Origin of the sequence: Sorangium sp. So ce185 (assembly GCF_051526825.1) — a bacterium.
Lineage (GTDB): Bacteria > Myxococcota_A > Polyangia > Polyangiales > Polyangiaceae > Sorangium > Sorangium cellulosum_D.
Genome location: NZ_CP150316.1, coordinates 8,286,195 through 8,306,492 on the forward strand (window position 1 = coordinate 8,286,195; position 20,298 = coordinate 8,306,492).

A 20,298-nucleotide genomic window follows, 5' to 3' on the forward strand; every position below is an offset into this window, starting at 1 on the left:
CTTGAGCTCGCCGCCCTTCGCCGGTGGCGCGGCCGAACGCGAGGCGCCGTTCATGCGAATCAGGGAGAAAGTCGTAGCAGCAGGTTGTCTTTCGGTGGCCGCGTGCCTCCTCGCCCCGCGCGAGGCGGCTGCGGAGGCGGTGCGCGATAAGGGCTGGGCCACGGTCTCGGACGTGAGCCTCGCGCTGGGCTCCTCGGTCGTCTTCCTGATGCCGCGCGTTTATTACAGCGATCCCGAGGCCACGGTCGGCTGGAAGGGGCGCTGGCATTTCTCGGTCCTGGCGCCCGCGATGACGATGACCGCGCTGACGCTGCTCGTGGATCTGCCGATCAAGGACGCGATCGAGTCGACGCGCCCCGGATGCGGGATCGAGGAGACGAAGACGGCGCTGCCCGACTCGGGCTGCGAGTCCTTCGGCGGCCCTTCGACGCACGCGTTCGCCTCGTGGGGCGCGACGGGCGCGGGCACCGGCATCTTCCTGGTCGACACGTTCCGGTACTCGTCGGGTCGCTTCAACGCCGGCGGTTTCATCGGCAATGTCGCCTTCCCCCTCACCGCCTCGGTCGTGACCACGATCGCGCGCGGCGTCGCCCCGGAAGGCACGCGGCCGCACGAGAACGCCGGTCAGATCGCGATCGGCGGCGTCACCGGCTTCCTGAGCGGCCTCGCCGTCGGCACCGCCTACGCGATGTTCCAGCGTCCGAACTGCGGTTACGGCAACGCGCTGTTCTGCTGGTAGCCGCCGCAGCTCGCCGGCGAGCCCCGCTCGCCGGCGAGCCCTCCGCGCCGGCGGGCGCCCCTCCCCGTCACGACGGCAATTTTCCTCTCTGGCCGTCCTCCGAGCCGATCCACGCGCGGCTCGTCCGCGCCCTGCGCGTGCGAGCCGCGCGTCCTGCGAGCTCGGCGGGCCACCGCCCGCCCCCCCCGGCGCTCCCCCTGGCGCCGCCGCTGCAGCTCTAGTCCTGTCCGACGACGCGCTCCCAGAGCGGATCGTTCGACGAGAAGAGCGTATCCCGCTCCACCCGGAGGAACCGCTGGAACTCGACGCGGCGGAGCTCGCGATCGCTGTCGCGGTTGCCGTCGTCGTACTTCACGATCTTCACGCGCACCTGCTCGAGCAGCTGGATGCCGTTCGGTTTGTAGGACACGTCGGTGCGCAGCACGTAGCGCGCGTAGAGCCCGCGCTCGGTGACGGAGGGCACCACGGCGGTCCGTTCCAGGTCGACGGAGGCCGCCTCGATCAGGCGTCCTCGTCGCGCCAGGTAGAAGTGGGCCCGTTGCCGGCAGTCGTCGGGATCCGGGCAGCTCTTCGTCTCGGCGACGACGAGGTTGTCGTTGCCGAGGCGCACCGGGGACAGCTTGGTCCCCTTGCCGGGCGCGCGGAAGCTGCCGACGCCGTAGACGTCGGCCCGGTCGCCCGCCGCGCGCACGAGCGCCACGAGGCCGCCCTCGTCGCCGTTCTCGAACTTGAGGACGCGCACCCAGATGGCGCGCAGCCCTTCTGGCCCGGAGCGGATCTCGACCTCGTCCGGATCGATCTTGCGCGGCCAGCCGGATTTGGAGACGCCGCCGCGCAGCGTCTCGTTGGCGAACACGTAGTGCCCGGTGCAGTCGACGTCGGTCGGCCCGAGCCCTCGCTCCTCGTTGTAAGCGGGGACGACGACCCCCAGCCACTGGTCGTGATCGAGGGTACGGACGGCCGCCTTGTTGCCCGCCGCGCGCCGCGCGGGCGGAAGCTGGGTCGTGCAGACCGGAATCGGGTTCTGCTTGCGTGTCTGCAGCTCGCCGTGCGGCTGCTCGGGGTACGCTCCGCAGCCCGAGAGGGCGGCGGCGAGCCCCAGGCCGGCGACGGAGCCGAAGCGAACGATGTTCACGCGTCCTTCGTATCATGCAAGGCGTCGCCGAGGCGAGTTCGCGACCGAACGCCCTGGCCGGCCACGCTGGCCGGCCGCTCCGGCTGGCCGGCCAGCCCTGTTGGCCGGCCAGCCCTGTTGGCCGGCCAGGCCACCTTGTTCTCCATGTCGGCGGTCGTGCCCACCGTCGGATCGAGCCGTTGCGCCGCGCATCGTCACGTCGCCCACAACCTCCGCAACGGGCTCGACACACGAGCGCCGCCCTATCGAAGCGGTGGCCCAGCGGACGGAATATTGCGGCCATCGAGAACATCGAGAACCAAGAAACCTCCAAGCGCCGGCTGCCCTGGGACACAAAAGTCTTGACGCTCCCATATAGGGAGTTACCTTCTGGGCTCCCTGGGATGAACAGGGATAGAGATACGATGAGAGTCGTATCTCTCAGGCTCTTACTCCCGATGGGACGAACCGTCTGCCAGCGCGCAATGGGGCGTAGACTGAGCCCAGGCGGCGAGACCTTGAAGGAAGAGGCAATTGACCATGGCGTTGCAAGCTCATCTCACCTTGGAGGGTGTCACGCAGGGCCCGATTCACGGCTCGGTCACCCAGGCTAAGCGCGAGAACACGATCGCCGTCATCTCCGTGCAGCATCAGGTCGTGAGCCCGCGCGATCCGGCGACCGGGTTGCCCAGCGGCAAGCGGCAGCACAAGCCCTTCGTGATCACGAAGGAGCTCGATAAGGCGACCCCGCTCCTCTACAACGCCCTGGTCAACAACGAGAGCATCAAGACGTGGGAGCTCAAGTTCTACACGCCGGGCGCGAAGGCGATCAACAACGACGGTAAGGAGAAGAACCACTACACCGTCAAGCTCACGAACGCGACGGTCGCGAGCATCGACTTCCACATGGAGAACACCCGGCGGGACGCGCAGACGCCGGAGTACGAGAAGGTCGCCTTCACGTACCAGAAGATCGAGTGGTCGTACGACGACGGCAGCGGCGCCCGCCAGGCGGACGACGACTGGGAGACGCCGAACCAGTAGCCCGTAGCCTCCGGCTTCGGGTCTCGTCGCGCCGGGCGGCCTTCGGGTCGCCCGGTCGCGTTTGTGGTCCTGGAGATCGAGCCGGCCGGGAGGCCGCTCGAATTCAGGCATGGCGATACGGCGTCCTCGGATCAGAATGTTGGCATGCCCCTCAACGCCTACCTCAGACTCGTCGGCGCAAAACAAGGGGAAGTCAGGGGTTCCGTCACCCAGAAGGGGCGAGAAGGTAGCATCCTGGTCACGGAGGTGTTCCACTCGCTGGTGGGACCGCGCGACCCGGTGACCGGCCGCCCGACGGGCAAGCGGATGCACAAGCCCTTCATCGTCACGAAGGACCTCGACCGGTCCACCCCGCTCCTCCTCAGCATGCTCAGCCACAACGAGAGCATCCCCCGCTGGGAGCTCCAGTTCTACCGGTCGGTCGCGATCGGCATCGAGAAGCCGGTCTTCACGGTCCAGCTCACGAACGCGACCATCTCGAGCATCCAGTTCCACATGCTCAACGTGCGGCACCCGTCGCAAGCGCGCGTGCCCGAGCAGGAGGAGGTCGCGTTCACGTACCAGAAGGTGCTCTGGATCTGGAACGACGGCGGCCTCTCGGCCGAGGACGACTGGCTCACCCCGCGCTGAAACGCCGGGCTTCCGCTCGAGGCGCGAGCTGATCTACGATCCGCGCCGTGGCCGGCCCATCGCTCCTCACCCGCATCCAGCACGCGGCCGACCCGCACTCGACGGAGCGGCACACCTACCGGGATCACGACCTCGAGTCGGCCATCCTGACGCACCTCGGGCACATGCTGAACACCCGCCAGGGCAGCTCGCTGACCTGCCCGGACTACGGCCTCATGGAGGTCTCCGAGGTGCTGCACGAGTTCCCCGAGGCGATCGGCCTGGTGCAGCGCTCGCTCAAGAACTGCATCCAGGCCTACGAGCCGCGGCTGAAGAACGTGCAGGTCCGGCACCTGCGCAGCGACTCGGTGCTGCAGTCGATGATCCTCGAGTTCGAGATCACCGCGCAGATCCAGTTCCCCGACGGCCGGCGCCAGGCGCTCCGGCTCGGCGCCGCGGTGGACCAGAGCGGCAACGTCCGGATGACGTAGCTTCTGTCCGGCGGCCGAGCTCACGGCGGTTGACACGCTTCGGCCCAGGCGGTCGACTGGCGGTGGCGAGAGGATGTTCAACAAGTACTACCAGGACGAGCTCACCTACCTGAGGGACCTGGGGCGGGAGTTCGCCGCGGCCTACCCCGGGATCGCGCCCATGCTCGCGGAGCGCGGCGGCGACCCCGACGTCGAGCGCCTGCTCGAGGGCGTCGCCTTCCTGACGGGCAAGATCCGCCAGAAGCTCGACGACGAGCTCCCCGAGGTGATCCACTCGGTCGCGTCGCTGCTCTTTCCGCACTATCTCCGTCAGATCCCGGCGACGTCGATCATCGAGTTCACGCCGCTGCCGAACGTCGTGCGCGAGAAGCTCGTCGTGGCCCGGCACGCGGAGGTCGGGTCGGTGCCGGTCGACGGCGTCTCGTGCCGGTTCCGCACCACGCAGGACGTCGAGCTCGTCCCGCTCGCGGTGGAGGACGTGCGCATCGACACGGGCGCGCAGCTCGCGCAGACGCTCCGCATCGAGCTCCGCCTGACCGGCGGCGCCGCGCTCGCGGGCCTGTCGCTCTCGTCGCTCCGCTTCTACATCCACGGCGAGCGCCGGCTCCAGGACGACCTCCGCCTCTGGGTCGGCGCGCACGTCGACACCGTCGCGCTCGCCGCCGTGGACGCGTCCGGGCGCGACACGACGATCGCGTCGCTCCCGGGGCGCGCCGTGCGGCTCACCGGCTTCACCGACGAAGAGGCGCTGATCCCGTATCCCAAGACGGTCTACCCGGGCTTCCGGCTCCTGCAGGAGTTCTTCACGCTCCCGCAGAAGTTCGCGTTCTTCGAGGTGACCGGCCTCCAGGCGCTCTCGGCGGAGCGGATCTCCGATCGGTTCGCGATCTTGCTGCAGTTCAGGGACGGGCTCCCGCCGGGGACCCGCGTCAGCCGGGAGAACCTCCGGCTGTTCTGCTCGCCGGTCGTGAACCTGTTCGAGCACACGAGCGATCCGATCAAGCCCGAGGCCACCAAGCACGAGTACCTGTGCCGCCCGGCCGGCGCGACGCCCGCGGCCTTCGAGATCCACAGCATCGACAAGGTCGTCGGGATCGCCCGCCGCACGAGCCAGCGCGTCGAGATCCCCTCGTTCTTCAGCTTCCAGCACGAGCTCGATCCCGAGGCCGCCGCGCGGACGATCTTCTACCAGACGCACCTCCGCCCGGCCGCGATCGGCGACGGCATCGACATGTACCTGTCGTTCGGCTCGCCGCAGGACGCGGGGGCGCTCCCCGAGTTCGACGTGATCAGCATCGAGGCGACGAGCACGAACCGCCGCCTGCCGGCGCAGCTGAAGCTCGGCGATCTGCGGGTGCCGACGGCGACCTCCCCCGCGGTGGCGAGCTTCACGAACCTCACGGGCGTCACCGCGCCGCTCCCGCCGCCGATCGGGCGCGAGCTGCAGTGGCGCGTGCTGGCCCACATGGCGATGAGCTACCGCTCGATCACCGATCTCGAGGTGCTCCGGGCGACCGTCGATCTCTACAACTTCCAGGCGATCGTCGATCGCCAGGCGGCGCGCGCGAACCAGCTCCGCCTGGCCGCGATGAAGTCGATCCGGGTGCGGCCGACCGACCGGCTGTACCGGGGCGCGCCGGTGCGCGGCGTCGCGGTCGACGTCGAGCTCGACGAGGGCGGGTTCGTCGGCGAGGGCGAGATGTACCTGTTCGCGAGCATCCTCAACGAGATGCTCGGGTCCTACGTCTCGTTGAACTCGTTCACGCAGCTGACGGTCACCGGCACGAACACACGCGTGGTGCACAAATGGGAGCCGAAGAGCGGCAGCCTGACGCTGATCTGAGGGCGGCCGCGCCGAGGGGCGCCGCGGTCGCCGACCCCGCGGCGCTGGAGGCGCTCCGGCGCTTCGCGGAGACCGCGCCGCGCTTCTCGTACTACCGCCTCGTCTACCTGCTCGAGCGGCTCTTCCCCGCCGCGCCGCCGGTGGGCCAGCTCGGGCCGGTGCAGGACGAGCGCATCCGGCTGCGCGGCGATCCGTCGCTCGTCTTCGCGTCGAGCGACGTGAGCGAGCTCGCGCCGGTCAAGTACGCGGACGGGGTCCAGCGGGCGCGGGTCTCGACCACGTTCCTCGGCCTGTACGGCTCGGTGTCGCCGCTGCCGGCGTACTTCATCGAGCAGATCGCGCTGGCCGACTACCAGGGCGGGCCGCAGCCGGTCCGCGAGCTCCTCGACGTCCTCCACCACCGGCTCCTGTCGCTGCTCTACCGCGCGTGGACCAAGTACCGGCTGCCCGTCACGTACCGCAAGCAGGGCGCCGATCCGTTCTCGCGCCGGATGCTCTGCGCGGTCGGCCTCGACGGGTTCCGCGACTACGAGACGCCGCTCGACCGCTTCTTCTTCCTCCGGTACGCGCCGATCCTCGCCTCGAAGTCGCGCTCGGCGCGGAACCTCGAGACGGTGCTCTCCGAGATGCTCGGGGACATCGGCGTGAAGATCGAGCAGTTCGTCGGCCACTGGACGAAGATCGAGAAGCCGTTCAGGAACAAGCTCGGCGTGATGAACCACCAGCTCGGCGAGAGCCTGACGCTGGGGCGCTACGTGTTCGACGGGTCGGGGCGCTACAAGGTCGTGCTCGGTCCGGTCGGCTACGACGAGTACCTCTCGTTCCTGCCCGGCGGCCAGCGTCAGGAACTCGTCCGCGGCATCATCGAGACGTTCACGCCGGGCATCCACGACGTGATGCTCGAGATCCACGTGGACACCGAGGAGGCGCCGCGGTTCCAGCTCGGCTCGCCGCGCGCCTCGACGCTCAAGCGCACCGCGTGGATCGGCGGCTCCGCGGCGGAGCGGCTCGTGATCACGATCCCCCTCGACGACAAGCACCTCGCGGGCGGCGACGAGGAGGACGACGAGGATCGGGGCGAGCCCCCGCCGATGTGACGGAGGCGCGCGGCGGGCGCTCAGTACACGGTGAGGCTCTGCAGCGCGGCCGTGATCTCGTCGGCGTTCGCGTCGATGTTCTCGTGGTGCACGATCTGCACGAGCAGGACGCGGCGGGGGCTCCGGACGAGGACCTCGTGGGCGAATGCCTCGGACACGGGCTTCGAGGGGATCTTCGCCTTGACGAGGTAGCTGCGGCCCTGCGTGTTCGCGGTGGCCACCGGGGCGCGGCCGGAGAGGATCTCGGCGCCCTGCTCCTCCAGGTCGGCCTCGTAGCGCTTGAGCACGTCGGGCCACGGGTCCTCCGGGCTGTCGATGCGCTCGTAGATCGAGAACAGGAACTGGCGCGGGGACTGGTACGTGATGAAGCGGCGCTCGGGCGTGTAGTCGGCGCCGCCGACGTTCCAGTCCATCGGGCGGCTGATGCGGACGTCGCCGTTCATGAGGCCCACGCCGATCCGGCGCGGCACCCGATCGGTGGCCGGGGCGTCGAGCGGCGGGAAGTACACCTCGAAGCTCTGGTCCTTGCTCAGCAGCCCGCTGGCGCCGTGGAGATAGAAGACTTCGTCCTGCCTGGGGGCGGCGGGCGACCCGCCGCAGCCGGCGAGCAGCGCGATCATGGCCGCGGCGGCGCAGGCCGCTCCGGCGCGCCCCGCGGCGGCCGCGAGCCCTGCGCGGAGGGCGGGGACGTGCGCGAGCATCGGCGTTCCGAGGTGCCTCATCGGGCGAACTTTAGGCCAGCGGGGGCGCGCCAGCCAAATGTTCGCAGAGGAGTTTGCCCTCGGGGCGTCCGGCATTGAATGATTGCCCGGCCCGGGCAGCGCTGCGCCCGCCGATCGAGGCGACGCCCCAGGTGCCGCGAGAGAGCCATGTCGAACGAAAGCAAACCGAGCCGCAAGGGCGCGCCCGCCGGAGCACCGGCGGCGAGCGCGCCGAGCCCCCCCTTCCGCAGGAGCCCCGCCCACGGACGTCCGGCGCCGAGCCGCGCGCCAGGGCGCCCCGCGCTCGCGGCGGCGTTCGCGCTTTCGCTGGGGGTCCCGGCGTGCAGCGGCATCGACGCCGGCGTGGAGTACCCGGGCGATCTGCCCGAGATCGACAGGTACCTCTTGACGCCCGAGAACGGCCGCGAGCCGCCGCTCACGCTCGGGGAGTTCAAGGTGGGCCCCGAGACGTGCCAGGGCGTCGACACGCACCCGGTGACGCAGAAGCTCGCGCCCGACGACCTCACGCGCTTCCTGTCGGCGCAGGGCGCCGGGAGCATCGCCCCGAAGCAGGCGAGGTCGAACCTGTACTGGTTCGACTTCCCTTCGAGCGACAAGTCGTTCGTGCGGCTGCGCCTTGCGGTGCTCGAGGATTCGGAGCACGCGACGAAGGACCTCCACGACGCGGTGCTGCAGCACGGGCCGGGCTGGTGGGGCGTCCGCCGCTCGAACCTCGCCGTGCTGGCGCCCAAGGCGAGCCTGCGGGAGGCGATGGCGTTCGCGATCAAGTACAAGCTCGTCTGCTGGGGGGTGTTCACGTACGCGGGCAACGACGACGCGTACGTGGTCCCCGGGCCCTACGCGGAGCTCTGAGGCGAGCCGACCGCGGACGCGAGGCCGAGGCGCCCTCCGGCGCCGCCGTGCCTTGGCGACCTCTGCGGATCTGGCCCACCTGCGGGGAGTCCGCGTAGACTGCGCCCATGCGCCGTTACGTCTTGTTCGCCGCCGCCGTCGCTCCGCTCCTCGTGGCCGCAGCCGTCACCGTGCCCGGCTGCGGCGAGGAGTTCGAGAACATCTGCGCGTTCCTCAGGGATCAGAACAGCTGCTACGCGACCTTTCACGACGACATCAGCGACAGGTGCGGCGCTCCGGGCGCGGGGAATGGGCCGAAAGGCAGCTTCGCGACCCGTGAGAAGCTCGACGTGTGCTTCCTCGAGGGTGGCGGGCAGGTCATCTTCGATCCGCCGCTCGACGTCGCGGCGTTCCCCCCGACGAGCGTCTCGTTCAAGCGCATCGACGCCCAGGCGCAGGAGTGCGGATCGTTCACGTACGCGGGGGAGTTCACCTACTCCGTGACGATCAATCCTTGCGGTGAGCCCGAGAATGCGGGGGGCGGCGGGGGCACGGGCGGCAGCGCCATGCTCCCGCAGTGCGAGGATGGCAGCGGCAACAACGAGGGTGGCGGCAACGACGGTGGCGGCGGCAACGCCGGGAACGGCGGTAGCGGCACTGGCGGAAGCGGCGGCGGCAGCAGCGCCGAGGTTGTCAGCGTGAACGGCGGGGCCGTCGCCATCACGACACCGGAGGGCCGGGACATCCTCGATGTGAGCTGCGCCGACGGGACTTCGCACCATTTCAACCGGATCGACGCCGCCGAACGGGAGTGTGGCGGCTTCCAGCAACTGTTGCCGAGGGCTGTGCTCGAGTCGAGCCCTGGCCTTCAGCCTCCGCCGAAGGAGGTCCTGAAGGACGCGGCGGAGATCGAGAAATACGCCGGATTCATCAGCTTCCGTGTCCACTACCCGCCCATCGATCCGCCGACCGACAAAGAGGGGATCGTGAAGGATACCGCCGCCGAGGTGGTCGAATACTTCAATTGCATGATCCCGCCGGTTGCGCCGCTCTGCTTCAACGGCGAGAAGGATGGCGTGGAGACCGACATCGACTGCGGCGGCACGTTTTGCGGTAAGCCCTGCGGGGATGGGCAGTCCTGCGTCGCCGATAGCGACTGCACATCCGGGATATGTGACGTCGACCCGATGACCCGCTTCAAGGTATGCCAGGCGGCCCCGGCCGGCGAAGGCGGCGCAGGCGGCACCGACGGCACCGGTGGCGCAGGCGGCACGGGCGGCACAGGCGGACAGTAAGCTCCGTGGAGGGCTGGGCCTGCGACGCAGCGCCCGGCCCGTTCCGCTCACGCCACCAGCACCTTCACCACGAAGGTCGTGCTCCCGAGCCGCAGCCGGTCGTTGTCGCGCAGCTGCCGCCGCTCGCCCTGCCCGAGGCGCTGCTCGTTGACGAAGGTGCCGTTGCGCGAGCCGTCGTCCTCGATGAAGACCTGGCCCGTCGTCGGGTCGGCGTGGAGCGACGCATGCCGCGACGAGGCGCTCGCGTCGGGCAGCCCGATCTCCGTCGTCGGATCCGCCCCGGCGCGCCCCACCTGGGTGCGCCCGCTGTAGATCGGCCAGAAGCTGCCCCCCGGGTCGTTCTGGAACGTCACGAGGAAGCCGACGAGCACGCGTGACGGCTGCCCCGGGACCGGCTGCACCGCCACCGGCACCGCGCCCTGCACGATCGGCGGCGCGACGATCGCCGGCGCCCTGCCCTGCGCCGCCGCAGGCACCCCGGCCTGCACCAGCGGCGGCGGCGCCATCCCCCCGGCCTGCACCAGCGGCGGCGGCGCCACCGCCCCGGCCTGCACCAGCGGCGGCGGCGCTACCGCCCCGGCCTGCACCAGCGGCGGCGGCGCCATCCCCCCGGCCTGCACCAGCGGCGGCGGCGCCACCATCCCCGGCGTCGCCGTCGGCACGACCATCGGCGGCTGCGCGACGATCTGCGGGGGCGTGCCAAAGACCGGCGCCGGCGACGCGGCCGGCTGCCCCATCGCGCCGCCCATCGACGCGCCGGGCACGATGCCCGGGATCGGCGACGCCAGCGGCGGCTGGGCGGGCATGACGCCCGGCTGGTTCATCGGAGGCGACGACGGCTGCGACGTGAGCCCCGCCGAAGGAGCCGCGCGCGCCCACGGAGAGACCGGGAACGGAGAGTCCGCGCCGCTCGAGAAGGGGACGCCTCCCGGCGGCGCCGCGAGACCACCCCCCACCCCGACCTGAGGAGGAGGCGGGTAGGCCCCCTGCGCGCCGCCCACGGCGCCGTACCCCTGCGGCGCCGCACCGCCGTACCCGGAGGCGACCGATTGCCCCGGATAGCCCGGTGGGCCAGGCGGAGCGTAGGCGCCCGCGCCCCCCTGCACCGGCGGCGGAGGCGCGACCGGACCGGAGGCCGAAGGCGCAGCACCCGCCACGCTCGCGCCGCACATCGTGCAGGCAGCGTCGGTTTCCTTGAGCATCCACGCGCAGTTCGGGCACGGCCTCATGCGACCACGAGGCTACCGATTCGCTTGACTTCCGTCGAGACGAAAGCCGGCGGCAAGCGTGCGCACGCCCGCGGCTCCCGGCGCGGCGCGCGACGAGCCGCTCGCCCCTCTTGACGAAAGGGTTGACGAAAAAGGCGCCGCGCGTTCAAGCCGCGCGGCGCCTCGTAGAACGATCGCAGAGCGATCGCCCCCGGATCAGTTGCTCGCGATCGAGCTCTTCTCCGACTTCTCCAGGTCCTTCTTCTCGCCGTCCTTCGACTCCTCGGTCGCGGGCGCGGGCTCGGGCATCCGCTCGAGCGCGGCCTCCAGGACCTGCTCCATCCGGCTGACGAAGAAGAACTGCAGCTCGTCCACGACCTCCTTCGGGACCTCCTCGAGATCCGCCCGGTTGCGCTCGGGGACGATGATGCGCTTGATGCCGGCGCGGTGCGCCGCCAGCACCTTCTCCTTCAGGCCGCCGATCGGGAGCACCCGACCGCGGAGCGTGATCTCGCCCGTCATCGCGACGTCGTGGCGGACCTTGACCCCGGTGAGGAGCGAGACGAGCGCCGTGAACATCGTCACGCCCGCGCTCGGCCCGTCCTTGGGCATCGCGCCGGCGGGGATGTGGATGTGCAGGTCGCTCTTCTCGAGGAAGTCCTTCGCGATGCCGTACCTCGCCGCGTTGCTGCGCACGAAGGACAGCGCCGCCTGCGCCGACTCCTTCATCACGTCGCCGAGCTGGCCGGTCAGCTGGAGCTTGCCCGTGCCGTACATCCGCGTCGCCTCGATGAAGAGGATCTCGCCGCCGACGCTCGTCCACGCGAGGCCCGTCGCGACGCCGCTCTCGGCGGTGCGCTCGGCGACCTCGCTCGTGTACTTCGCCGGGCCGAGGAACTCGTGCAGGTCGTCCTCGTTGTCGACGCGCCGCTTCTGCGTGTCGCCCTCAGCGACCTTCACCGCCACGCCGCGGATGACGCCCGCGATCTGCCGCTCGAGCGAGCGGACGCCGGCCTCGCGCGTGTAGTGATCGATGATCTCCTCCAGCGCCTTGTCGGTGACCTCGAGCTGGTCGGTCGTCAGCCCGTGCTCGGACAGCTGCTTCGGGAGCAGGTGCTGCCGCGCGATCGCGAGCTTCTCCTTCCGCGTGTAGCCCGGGATCTCGAGGATCTCCATGCGGTCGCGGAGGGGCGGCGGGATCGGATCGGCCACGTTCGCGGTCGCGACGAACATCACGTGCGACAGGTCGTACGGGATCTCCAGGTAGTGATCCGCGAACGTGTTGTTCTGCTCCGGGTCGAGCACCTCGAGCAGCGCCGCCGAGGGGTCGCCCCGGAAGTCGTGCCCGATCTTGTCGACCTCATCCATCATGAAGACCGGGTTGATCGTCCCCGACTTCTTCATGCCCTGGATGATCTGGCCGGGCAGCGCGCCGACGTAGGTGCGCCGGTGGCCGCGGATCGCCGCCTCGTCGTGCACGCCGCCGAGCGAGACGCGGTGGAACTTGCGGCCGAGGGCGCGCGCGATGCTCCGGCCGAGCGACGTCTTGCCGACGCCGGGCGGCCCGAGCAGGCAGAGGATCGGGCCCTTCTTGTCCTGCTTCAGCTTGCGGACCGCGAGGTACTCGAGGATGCGCTTCTTGACCTTCTCCAGGCCGTAGTGGTCCTCGTCGAGCACCTTGCGGACGCTGCCGATGTCCAGGTTGTCCTGCGTCGACTGCGTCCACGGCACGTCCAGGATCCAGTCGAGGTACGTCCGCACCACGGTGTACTCGGCCGACCCGACCTGCATCGTCCGCAGCCGCTTCAGCTGCTTCTTCGCGACGGTCTCCGCCTCGGTCGGCAGGTTCGCCTTCGCGATGCGATCCTCGAGCCCGTCGAGGTCGCCCTGATCGCCGTCGTCCTCGCCGAGCTCCTCCTTGATGGCCTTGAGCTGCTGGCGGAGCACGTACTCGCGCTGGTTCTTGCCCATCTCCTCCTTGATCTGGGAGTTGATGCGCTCGCGCATCTTCAGGATCTCCAGCTGCCGCGTGAGCAGCCGGAGCACCTTGCGGATGCGCTCCTTCACGTCGATCGTCTCGATGAGCTGCGCCTTCTCCTCGACCGGCGCGTCGAGGTTCGCCGCGACGAGGTCGGCGAGCGCGCCCGGCGCCTGGATCGAGTCGATGAGCGAGCCCGCCTCGCGCGGGAGCTCGGGCATCAGCTGGATGACCTGCTTCGCGATGTCGCGCAGGCTCATCGCGAGCGCCTCCGCCTCGACGTCCTCCGTCGCCGGCTCATCCATGCGGCGGATCTTGGCGCGCAGGTACGGCGTGTGGGCGGTGACGGTGTCGAGCCGGATCCGCGTGAGGCCCTGCAGGATCAGCGAGTAGTTGCCCGAGCTGTGCTTGAGCGCCTTCAGCACCCGCGCCGCGCAGCCCATGGGGTACAGATCCTCGGCGCCGGGATCGTCGGTCGACGGATCGCGCTGGGCGAAGATCGCGATGACCGGGCCGGGAAGGTTGTCGACATCCTCGACCAGCGCGACCGACTTCTCGCGGCCGACATCGAAGGGCGCAACGGCGCCCGGGAACAGGACCGCATTGCGGATCGGCAGAACCGGCAGCTCGTCGCCGAAGACGACCTCTTCCTCGGAGCGCGGCGGCATCGGCGGGTTCTTTTTCTCGGACATGGCGATCTCCTCTAGGCACCCGACCGGGGGAGGTAAACCCCTTCATCAACCTGACGCCGGGTCGCGCGGCGGGCGCGCGCCCCGGTCATCCTGGCTTGCATCCAGACGGATGCGAACGGTGCGACGCGGAGCCCTGCTGGCAGCTCTGGTGGAAGACAGCCCGCGAGGCTACGGGAACTCACCATAGACACGGCGCATGCCGCGTGCCACAGCCCTGGCCATTTTTTTGAATGGGGATATTCTGCGGGTCAGCTCCGACCTGCAGCGCTCGCTTGTCGGGCGACGCGGCGCAGGGCCCACCGCGGCGCCCACCGCGTCGCCCACCGCGTCAGACGAGAGGCGCATCGTCTCCCCACCGTTCCCCGCCGTCGCGCCGCGACGCGGGCTCGGCCGCGGCGGCGCCCGGCGCGGAGCGACACCGGAGCCCTCGCGAACGATGATCGATCCCCTGCTCGGCCTCGGCGCGCTCGCGCTCGCGATGCTCAGCCTGCCAGCGGCGCCGTCCCTCGATCCAGGGCCCAGCCCGGCGTGCCCGCCGGACATGCGGCTCGTCACCGGCACCCACCATGACGACGTCCAGCATGTCTGCGTCGAGCCGGTCAAGAGCGGCAAGGCGACCCACTGCTTCGCCTACTGGGAGGGGATCACCGCGGAGGAGGGGCCGACGACGGAGATCGCGGTGTGCATGGATCAGTTCGAGGCGCCGAACCAGCGGGGGGCGAAGCCGCTCGTCATGCAGTCGTTCGAGATGGCGACCGCGTGGTGCGCGGCGCGCGGCAAGCGGGTGTGCGCCGAGCAGGAGTGGGAGCTCGCGTGCGAGGGCCCCGAGCGGCGCCCGCTCGTCTACGGCTGGCGCGTGGACAGGGCCGTCTGCAACAGCGGCAAGGCGTGGCGGCCGGTCGACGAGCGGAAGCTCGGCGCCTCCGGCGACGTCGCGCGGCGCGAGGTGGAGCGGCTCTGGCAAGGCGCCCCGAGCGGCTCGTACCCCGGGTGCGCCTCGTCGTTCGGCATCTTCGACATGATGGGCAACGTCGAGGAGTGGGTCGCGTCGCGCCGCGGCCGACGGTGGCCGGGCGCGCTCATGGGCGGCTTCTGGGCCAAGCCGTGGACGGGCTGCCGCGGGACGAACGACGCGCACGACCCGAAGTTCGTGTTCTACGAGACCGGCTTCCGCTGCTGCGCCGATCCGCGCGGCGCAGCGGCGCGCGGGAAGGACGACGACGCCGGGCGGCCGGCGGCGCAGCCCTGAGCCACGTCCGCGCGGCGGCGTCGGCGCGATCGCGATGAAGAAGGCGGCCGTGCCGGGCGCCGCTCCTGCTAGAAGCTAGGGCGTGCGCGCGCTCTTCTTCGGTACCCCCGCCATCGCCGTGCCCTCGCTCGAGGCGCTCGCGTCGATCGCGGACGTCGTCGGCGTCGTCTGCCAGCCCGACCGGCCGGCCGGTCGCGGGCTCGAGCTCAAGGCGCCGCCGGTCAAGGTGAAGGCCGGAGAGCTCGGCCTACCGGTGGTGCAGCCCGAGAAGATCCGCACGCCCGAGTTCGCCGCGTGGGTGAAGGACGCCGCCGCGGACGTCGCGCTCGTGATCGCCTACGGGCGCATCCTGCCGAAGGCGGTGCTCGATGGGCCGCGGCGCGGCTGCATGAACCTGCACGCGTCGATCCTGCCGCGCTACCGCGGCGCCGCGCCGATCACCTGGGCGATCGCCGGGGGCGAGGCCGAGACGGGCGTCTCGCTGATGCAGATGGACGAGGGCATGGACACGGGGCCGGTCTACGCCATCCATCGCATCCCGATCGGCCCCGACACGACCGCCGACGAGCTCGCGATCGATCTCGGGGCGCTCGCGGCGCGCGTCGTGCGCGAGGACCTCCGCCGCGCCGTGGACGGCGAGCTCCAGGCGACGCCGCAGGATCACGAGGCGGCGACGCACGCGCCGCTCCTCAAGAAGGAGGACGGGCGCATCCGCTGGGACCGGAGCGCCCGGCAGATCCACGACCACATCCGGGGGATGACCTCGTGGCCAGGCGCCTTCACGACGATCGAGGGCAAGGCGCTCAAGGTGCTCGCCGCGCGCGTCGAGCGCGAGGCCGACCGCGACGGGGCGCCGCCGGGGACCGTGGTGATGGCCGGCCGCAACATCGTGATCGTCGCCTGCGGCGACGGCGCGATCCAGATCCTGCGGGCGCAGGCCGAGGGGCGGAAGCCGCTCGCGGCCGCGGATCTCGTCGCCGGGCGGACGCTGCAGACGGGGATGGTGCTCGGCGGCTGAGCGGCGCGCGCCGCCCGCGCTACGGCCCGGCCGGGTGCCAGATCGTCTTCAGCTCGACGAACCGCTCGATCCAGCGCGGGGACGTCGCCGCCCGCTCGTCGAACCACTCCGCCTCGCCGAGCGAGCGGGACCGCACCCGCTTGACGCTGGCGGCGGCCGCCTCCTCGAGGCGCTTCGCCAGGGCCGCGTCCACGCCGTGCAGATCGAGCGCGGCGACCTCCATGTGCGCGGCGAGGTGCGGCAGCACCTCGGCAAGCTGGCCAGTGAGGAGGTTGACGACGCCGCCCGGCAGATCGCTCGTGGCGAGCGCCTCGGCGAAGACGAGGGCGGTGCGCGGATCCGCCTCGCTGGCGAGCACGACGCAGGTGTTGCCGGCGGTGATCACCGGCAGGAGCGCGCCCGCGAGGCCGAGGAGCGCGGGGCGCGGCGGCGCCGCGATGACGACGACCCCCATCGGCTCGGGCACCGTGAAGGTGAAGTGCGGGCCGGACACGGGGTTCAGGCTCGCGAAGAGGCTCTGGTACTTGTCGGCCCAGCCCGCGTACGCGACGGCGCGATCGATCGACGCGAGGACCTCGCGCTCGGCGTCGCCGGCGCCCTGGCCGCCGCGCTCGAGCGAGGCCGCGAGCTCCGCGCGCCGCGCCTCGAGCATCTCGGCGAGGCGGTAGAGGATCTGCCCGCGGTTGTAGGCCGAGCGCGACGACCAGCCGCCGAGCGCGCCGGCCGCCGCGACCACCGCGTCGCGCCCGTCCTTGCGCGAGGCGCGCGGGATGTTCTCGACCGCGCCCGCGCCGCCGTGATCGCGCACCTGCGTGTACCTCCCCGACTCCGAGCGCACGAACGCGCCGCCCACGAACATCTTGTACGCCTTGCGCACGCCGACGCGCGCGCCCGCCTCGCCGTTGCCGAGCGCCATCAGTCCACCTCGAGGTAGGCGAGCAGCCCCTGGCGCCCGCCCTCGCGGCCGAAGCCGCTCTCCTTGTAGCCGCCGAACGGGGAGCTGGGGTCGAACTTGTTGAAGGTGTTCGCCCAGACGACGCCGGCGCGGAGCCGCTGCGCGACCCAGAAGCTCTTCGAGCCCTTGCCCGTCCAGACGCCGGCCGACAGCCCGTACATCGTGTTGTTCGCCTTCTCGATCGCCTCCTCGGGCGTGCGGAAGGTCAGGATCGAGAGCACCGGGCCGAAGATCTCCTCGCGCGCGATCCGGTGCGACTGCGCGACGCCCGTGAAGAGCGTCGGCGCGAACCAGTAGCCGCGCTCCGGGAGCGCGCAGCTCACCGAGAAGCGCGCAGCCCCCTCGCGCTCGCCCGCGGCCACGAGCTCCTGGATCTTCTCGAGCTGCGCCCGCGAGTTGATGGCGCCCACGTCCGTGTTCTTGTCGAGCGGATCGCCGACGCGCAGGGTCGCCATGCGCTCGCGCAGCTTGACGAGCAGGGCGTCGTGGACGCTCTCCTCGACGAGCAGGCGCGAGCCCGCGCAGCAGACGTGGCCCTGGTTGAAGAAGATGCCGCCGATGATCCCCTCGACCGCCTGATCGAGCGGCGCGTCCTCGAAGACGATGTTCGCGGCCTTGCCGCCGAGCTCCAGCGTGAGCCGCTTGCCGGTGCCGGCGAGCGCGCGCTGGATGCGCTTGCCGACCTCGGTCGAGCCGGTGAACGCGACCTTGTCGACGCCGGGGTGGCCGACGACCGCGGCGCCCGTCGCGCCCGCGCCCGTGACCACGTTGACGACGCCGGGCGGCAGGTCCGCCTCCTCGATGATCTTCGCGAGGAGCAGCGACGTGAGCGGTGTCGTCTCGGCGGGCTTGAGGACGCACGTGTTGCCCGCCGCGAGCGCGGGCGCGAGCTTCCACGCCGCCATGAGGAGCGGGAAGTTCCACGGGATCACCTGCCCCGCGACGCCGAGCGGCCGCGGGTCCCGCCCGGGGAAGGCGTGCTCGAGCTTGTCGGCCCAGCCCGCGTAGTAGAAGAAGTGCGCGGCCGCGAGCGGGAGGTCGACGTCGCGGGACTCCTTGATGGGCTTGCCCCCGTCGAGCGACTCGACGACCGCGAGCTCGCGCGCCTTCTCCTGGAGGGCGCGGGCGATGCGGTAGATGTACTTGCCGCGATCGAGCGGGCGCAGGCGCGACCAGTGCTTCTCGTACGCGGCCCGGGCCGCCTGCACGGCGAGGTCGACGTCGCGCTCGGAGGCCTCGGCGAACTCGCAGAGCTTCTCCTCGGTCGACGGGCTGACGCTGTCGAGGTAGCGGCCCGACTCCGGGGCGCGCCACGCGCCGCCGATGAAGAGGTCGTACCGCGGCGCGATCTTCACGTGGTCGCGCCCTTCGGGCGCCGGCGCGTAGCGCCACGCGTCGCCGAACACGACGGCCGCCTCGCGCGCGGGGCCCGCGTCGCGCGCGGCGCGCTCCACGCCAGACTCCCGGGGCGCGCCCCCGTCGCCGCCTGCCGCGGCGGTGCTCCTGTCGCTCATGCCGCGCACTCTACGCCGGCGGCCGCGCGTTGAACATCGGCCCCGGCCACGCCGCGCGACGCCACGCGCGCCCCGACCGCGCGCGGTCAGTCCTTGCTGAAATAGTCGCCGCCCTGGTAGGCGCCGGTCCGCTCCTTCTCGAGCTGCATGAGCACGTCGTTGAGGAGCGTGGACGCGCCGAAGCGGAACAGGTCGCTCGTGAGCCAGGCGTCGCCGAGGGTCTCCTTGACCAGCACGAGGTAGTGGAGCGCCTGCTTCGCCGTCCGGATGCCGCCGGCCGGCTTCATCCCGACGCGCTGGCCGGTCGCGTGCGCGTGATCGCGGATCGCCTCGAGCATCACCAGCGTCACCGCGGGCGTGGCCGCCGGGGTGACCTTCCCGGTCGAGGTCTTGATGAAGTCGGCGCCGGCGAGCATCGCGATGCGGCTCGCCTTGCGGACGCGGTCGTAGCTCCCGAGCTCGCCGGTCTCCAGGATCACCTTGAGGTGCGCGCGCCCGCACGCCTCCTTGGTCGCGGCGATCTCGTCGTACACGGCGTTGACCTCGCCGGCGAGCATCGCGCCGCGGTCGATCACCATGTCGATCTCGTCGGCGCCGAGCTCGACCGCCTGGCGCACGTCGGCGAGCTTGACCTCGAGCGTGGACAGCCCGCTCGGGAAGGCGGTCGCCACACTCGCCACCTTGACCGTCGAGCCCGCGACCGCTCGCCTGGCGACGGGCACGAGCTTCGGATAGACACACACCGCCGCACACGGAGGGATGTCCGCGCGCTCGTGAGGGCGAAGCGCCTTCTGGCAGAGCTGCTCGACTTTTCCGGGCGAGTCTTTTCCCTCGAGGGTGGTGAGGTCCATCATGGAGATGGCGAGCTTGAGGCCGGCGACCTTGGCCGGGCCCTTGATGCTTCGTTTGCCGAGCCCGGCTGCACGCTCTTCCACCATGACCTTATCCACGGTAGGCGAAGAGAAATCGGGGTAGGTGATTCCCCTGCCCTGGCGCACCGCGCCGGGGGCGGCGCCGCTGCCGTTTCCGTAGATCGCCATCGGCCTGGTCTCCTGTCGGCGCAACGTACCAGAAGCGTCGGATCGATCCTACCGAGTGCGTGCTAACGTGGCGCTCTGATGAAGAGACGCTTCCCGACTGCCCTCGTTTTTGTCGTTGTTGCTGTCGTCTTTGCCTTTGTCTCGCTGCTCGCGTGTGGCGCGGCCGAGCGACCCGACGGTGGACAGGGGCTCCTCCCGGTCGGCGCGACGGCGCCCGACGTGTTCGCCGCCGATCAGAACGGCGCGATCCAGCGGCTGTCCGACCAGCGGGGTCGCGCCGTGGTCGTGTACTTCTATCCGAAGGACGGGACGCCGGGCTGCACGGAGGAGGCGTGCGCGTTCCGCGACGCGTGGGATCGCTTCAAGCAGGCCAACGTGCAGATCTTCGGCGTCTCCCCCGACACGCGCGAGTCGCACGAGGCGTTCGCGACCGAGCACAGGCTGCCGTTCCCCATCCTCGTCGACACCGACCAGACGTGGGCCAACGCGTTCGGCGTGCCGACGCGGCTCGGGTCGATGGCGCGCGTGACGTTCCTGATCGATCCCGACGGCAAGGTCGCGAAGGTCTACCCGGACGTCGATCCCGGCGTGCACGCCGACGAGGTGCTGAAGGACGCCGCGCAGCTCACGGGCGCCGCGCTCCCGGCGGCGCCTGCGGCGTCGGCGAGCGCCGCGCCGGCCGGGTCCGACGCCGCGGCGCCGGGCGCGCCGGGCGCTGCGGCCGCGCCGGGCGCTGCGGCCGCGCCGCCTGCGGGCGCGGCGGGATCGGCCGTGCCGGTGGCGACGGGGACGATGCTTCCCCCGGCGGCTCCTGCGGCGCCGCCGGCGAAGCGGTGACGGCGCCGGGCGCGCGGCGCGC

At 71.2% G+C, this 20,298-nt stretch carries 18 protein-coding genes; 11 read left to right on the top strand and 7 right to left on the bottom strand.

Translation table 11 applies throughout. The annotated features are described in order from the left end of the window. Window positions 1–94: 94 nt before the first annotated feature. Window positions 95–739, top strand: a complete 645-nt coding sequence (locus tag WMF26_RS30385; RefSeq protein WP_437331871.1) for a hypothetical protein — start codon at window positions 95–97, stop codon at window positions 737–739. Between the two features lie 217 nt (window positions 740–956). Here WMF26_RS30385 and WMF26_RS30390 read toward each other — a convergent pair whose 3' ends face one another. After that, entirely contained in the window at window positions 957–1,874 is a 918-nt protein-coding gene (locus tag WMF26_RS30390; RefSeq protein ID WP_061622429.1) for a hypothetical protein, read from the bottom strand. Between the two features lie 519 nt (window positions 1,875–2,393). Here WMF26_RS30390 and WMF26_RS30395 point away from each other — a divergent pair. The 5 genes from WMF26_RS30395 (at window position 2,394) to tssG (ending at window position 6,937) form a co-directional block, all read left to right on the top strand. Then, window positions 2,394–2,897 (top strand): Hcp family type VI secretion system effector, encoded by a 504-nt coding sequence (locus WMF26_RS30395; protein WP_437313263.1) that lies wholly within the window; start codon window positions 2,394–2,396, stop codon window positions 2,895–2,897. A 144-nt stretch (window positions 2,898–3,041) separates the two neighbouring features. Then, complete coding sequence (gene tssD, locus WMF26_RS30400) at window positions 3,042–3,527, top strand: type VI secretion system tube protein TssD (protein WP_044986282.1); 486 nt, start codon at window positions 3,042–3,044, stop codon at window positions 3,525–3,527. A 47-nt stretch (window positions 3,528–3,574) separates the two neighbouring features. Then, window positions 3,575–3,997, top strand: a complete 423-nt coding sequence (tssE, locus tag WMF26_RS30405; protein WP_061622427.1) for a type VI secretion system baseplate subunit TssE — start codon at window positions 3,575–3,577, stop codon at window positions 3,995–3,997. A gap of 73 nt (window positions 3,998–4,070) precedes the next feature. Next, window positions 4,071–5,840, top strand: a complete 1,770-nt coding sequence (gene tssF, locus WMF26_RS30410; protein WP_437995545.1) for a type VI secretion system baseplate subunit TssF — start codon at window positions 4,071–4,073, stop codon at window positions 5,838–5,840. Continuing rightward, window positions 5,804–6,937 carry a type VI secretion system baseplate subunit TssG gene (gene tssG, locus WMF26_RS30415; RefSeq protein WP_437995546.1) on the top strand — a complete coding sequence of 378 codons (1,134 nt, stop codon included), beginning with the start codon at window positions 5,804–5,806 and terminating at the stop codon, window positions 6,935–6,937. Before tssF ends, tssG begins: the two co-directional genes overlap by 37 nt. Window positions 6,938–6,957: 20 nt before the next feature. Here the strand turns inward: tssG and WMF26_RS30420 are convergent, their stop codons facing one another. Continuing rightward, complete coding sequence (locus tag WMF26_RS30420) at window positions 6,958–7,659, bottom strand: hypothetical protein (protein ID WP_437995547.1); 702 nt, start codon at window positions 7,657–7,659, stop codon at window positions 6,958–6,960. 147 nt (window positions 7,660–7,806) lie between these two features. Between WMF26_RS30420 and WMF26_RS30425 the strand changes: the two genes are divergently transcribed. Both WMF26_RS30425 and WMF26_RS30430 read left to right on the top strand, forming a co-directional pair. Beyond that, entirely contained in the window at window positions 7,807–8,511 is a 705-nt protein-coding gene (locus WMF26_RS30425) for a hypothetical protein (RefSeq protein ID WP_437995548.1), read from the top strand. 107 nt (window positions 8,512–8,618) lie between these two features. After that, on the top strand, window positions 8,619–9,785 hold the full coding sequence (locus WMF26_RS30430) for a hypothetical protein (protein ID WP_437995549.1): 1,167 nt from the start codon (window positions 8,619–8,621) through the stop codon (window positions 9,783–9,785). A 47-nt stretch (window positions 9,786–9,832) separates the two neighbouring features. Here the strand turns inward: WMF26_RS30430 and WMF26_RS30435 are convergent, their stop codons facing one another. Both WMF26_RS30435 and lon read right to left on the bottom strand, forming a co-directional pair. Further along, window positions 9,833–10,987 carry an FHA domain-containing protein gene (locus WMF26_RS30435; RefSeq protein WP_437995550.1) on the bottom strand — a complete coding sequence of 385 codons (1,155 nt, stop codon included), beginning with the start codon at window positions 10,985–10,987 and terminating at the stop codon, window positions 9,833–9,835. A gap of 222 nt (window positions 10,988–11,209) precedes the next feature. Further along, window positions 11,210–13,663 carry an endopeptidase La gene (gene lon / locus WMF26_RS30440; protein WP_437331879.1) on the bottom strand — a complete coding sequence of 818 codons (2,454 nt, stop codon included), beginning with the start codon at window positions 13,661–13,663 and terminating at the stop codon, window positions 11,210–11,212. A 436-nt stretch (window positions 13,664–14,099) separates the two neighbouring features. On the opposite strand from lon, the gene WMF26_RS30445 reads away from it, so the two are divergent. Further along, window positions 14,100–14,912 carry a formylglycine-generating enzyme family protein gene (locus tag WMF26_RS30445; protein ID WP_437995551.1) on the top strand — a complete coding sequence of 271 codons (813 nt, stop codon included), beginning with the start codon at window positions 14,100–14,102 and terminating at the stop codon, window positions 14,910–14,912. A gap of 82 nt (window positions 14,913–14,994) precedes the next feature. Then, complete coding sequence (fmt, locus tag WMF26_RS30450; RefSeq protein ID WP_437995552.1) at window positions 14,995–15,930, top strand: methionyl-tRNA formyltransferase; 936 nt, start codon at window positions 14,995–14,997, stop codon at window positions 15,928–15,930. A gap of 19 nt (window positions 15,931–15,949) precedes the next feature. Here fmt and WMF26_RS30455 read toward each other — a convergent pair whose 3' ends face one another. From WMF26_RS30455 to deoC, 3 genes are all read right to left on the bottom strand, one after another. After that, window positions 15,950–16,846: an aldehyde dehydrogenase family protein gene (locus tag WMF26_RS30455; RefSeq protein ID WP_437995553.1), complete on the bottom strand. Its 897-nt coding sequence runs from the start codon at window positions 16,844–16,846 to the stop codon at window positions 15,950–15,952. Then, window positions 16,846–18,399, bottom strand: a complete 1,554-nt coding sequence (locus WMF26_RS30460; RefSeq protein ID WP_437995554.1) for an aldehyde dehydrogenase family protein — start codon at window positions 18,397–18,399, stop codon at window positions 16,846–16,848. The genes WMF26_RS30455 and WMF26_RS30460 overlap by 1 nt, the downstream gene beginning before the upstream one ends. 86 nt (window positions 18,400–18,485) lie before the next feature. Further along, the gene (gene deoC / locus WMF26_RS30465; RefSeq protein WP_437331884.1) at window positions 18,486–19,439 is read right to left on the bottom strand and encodes a deoxyribose-phosphate aldolase; all 954 of its coding nucleotides are present in this window, start codon (window positions 19,437–19,439) and stop codon (window positions 18,486–18,488) included. Between the two features lie 78 nt (window positions 19,440–19,517). Here deoC and WMF26_RS30470 point away from each other — a divergent pair, with 78 nt between their 5' ends. Further along, complete coding sequence (locus tag WMF26_RS30470) at window positions 19,518–20,276, top strand: peroxiredoxin (protein WP_437995555.1); 759 nt, start codon at window positions 19,518–19,520, stop codon at window positions 20,274–20,276. The last annotated feature ends 22 nt before the right edge of the window (window positions 20,277–20,298 follow it).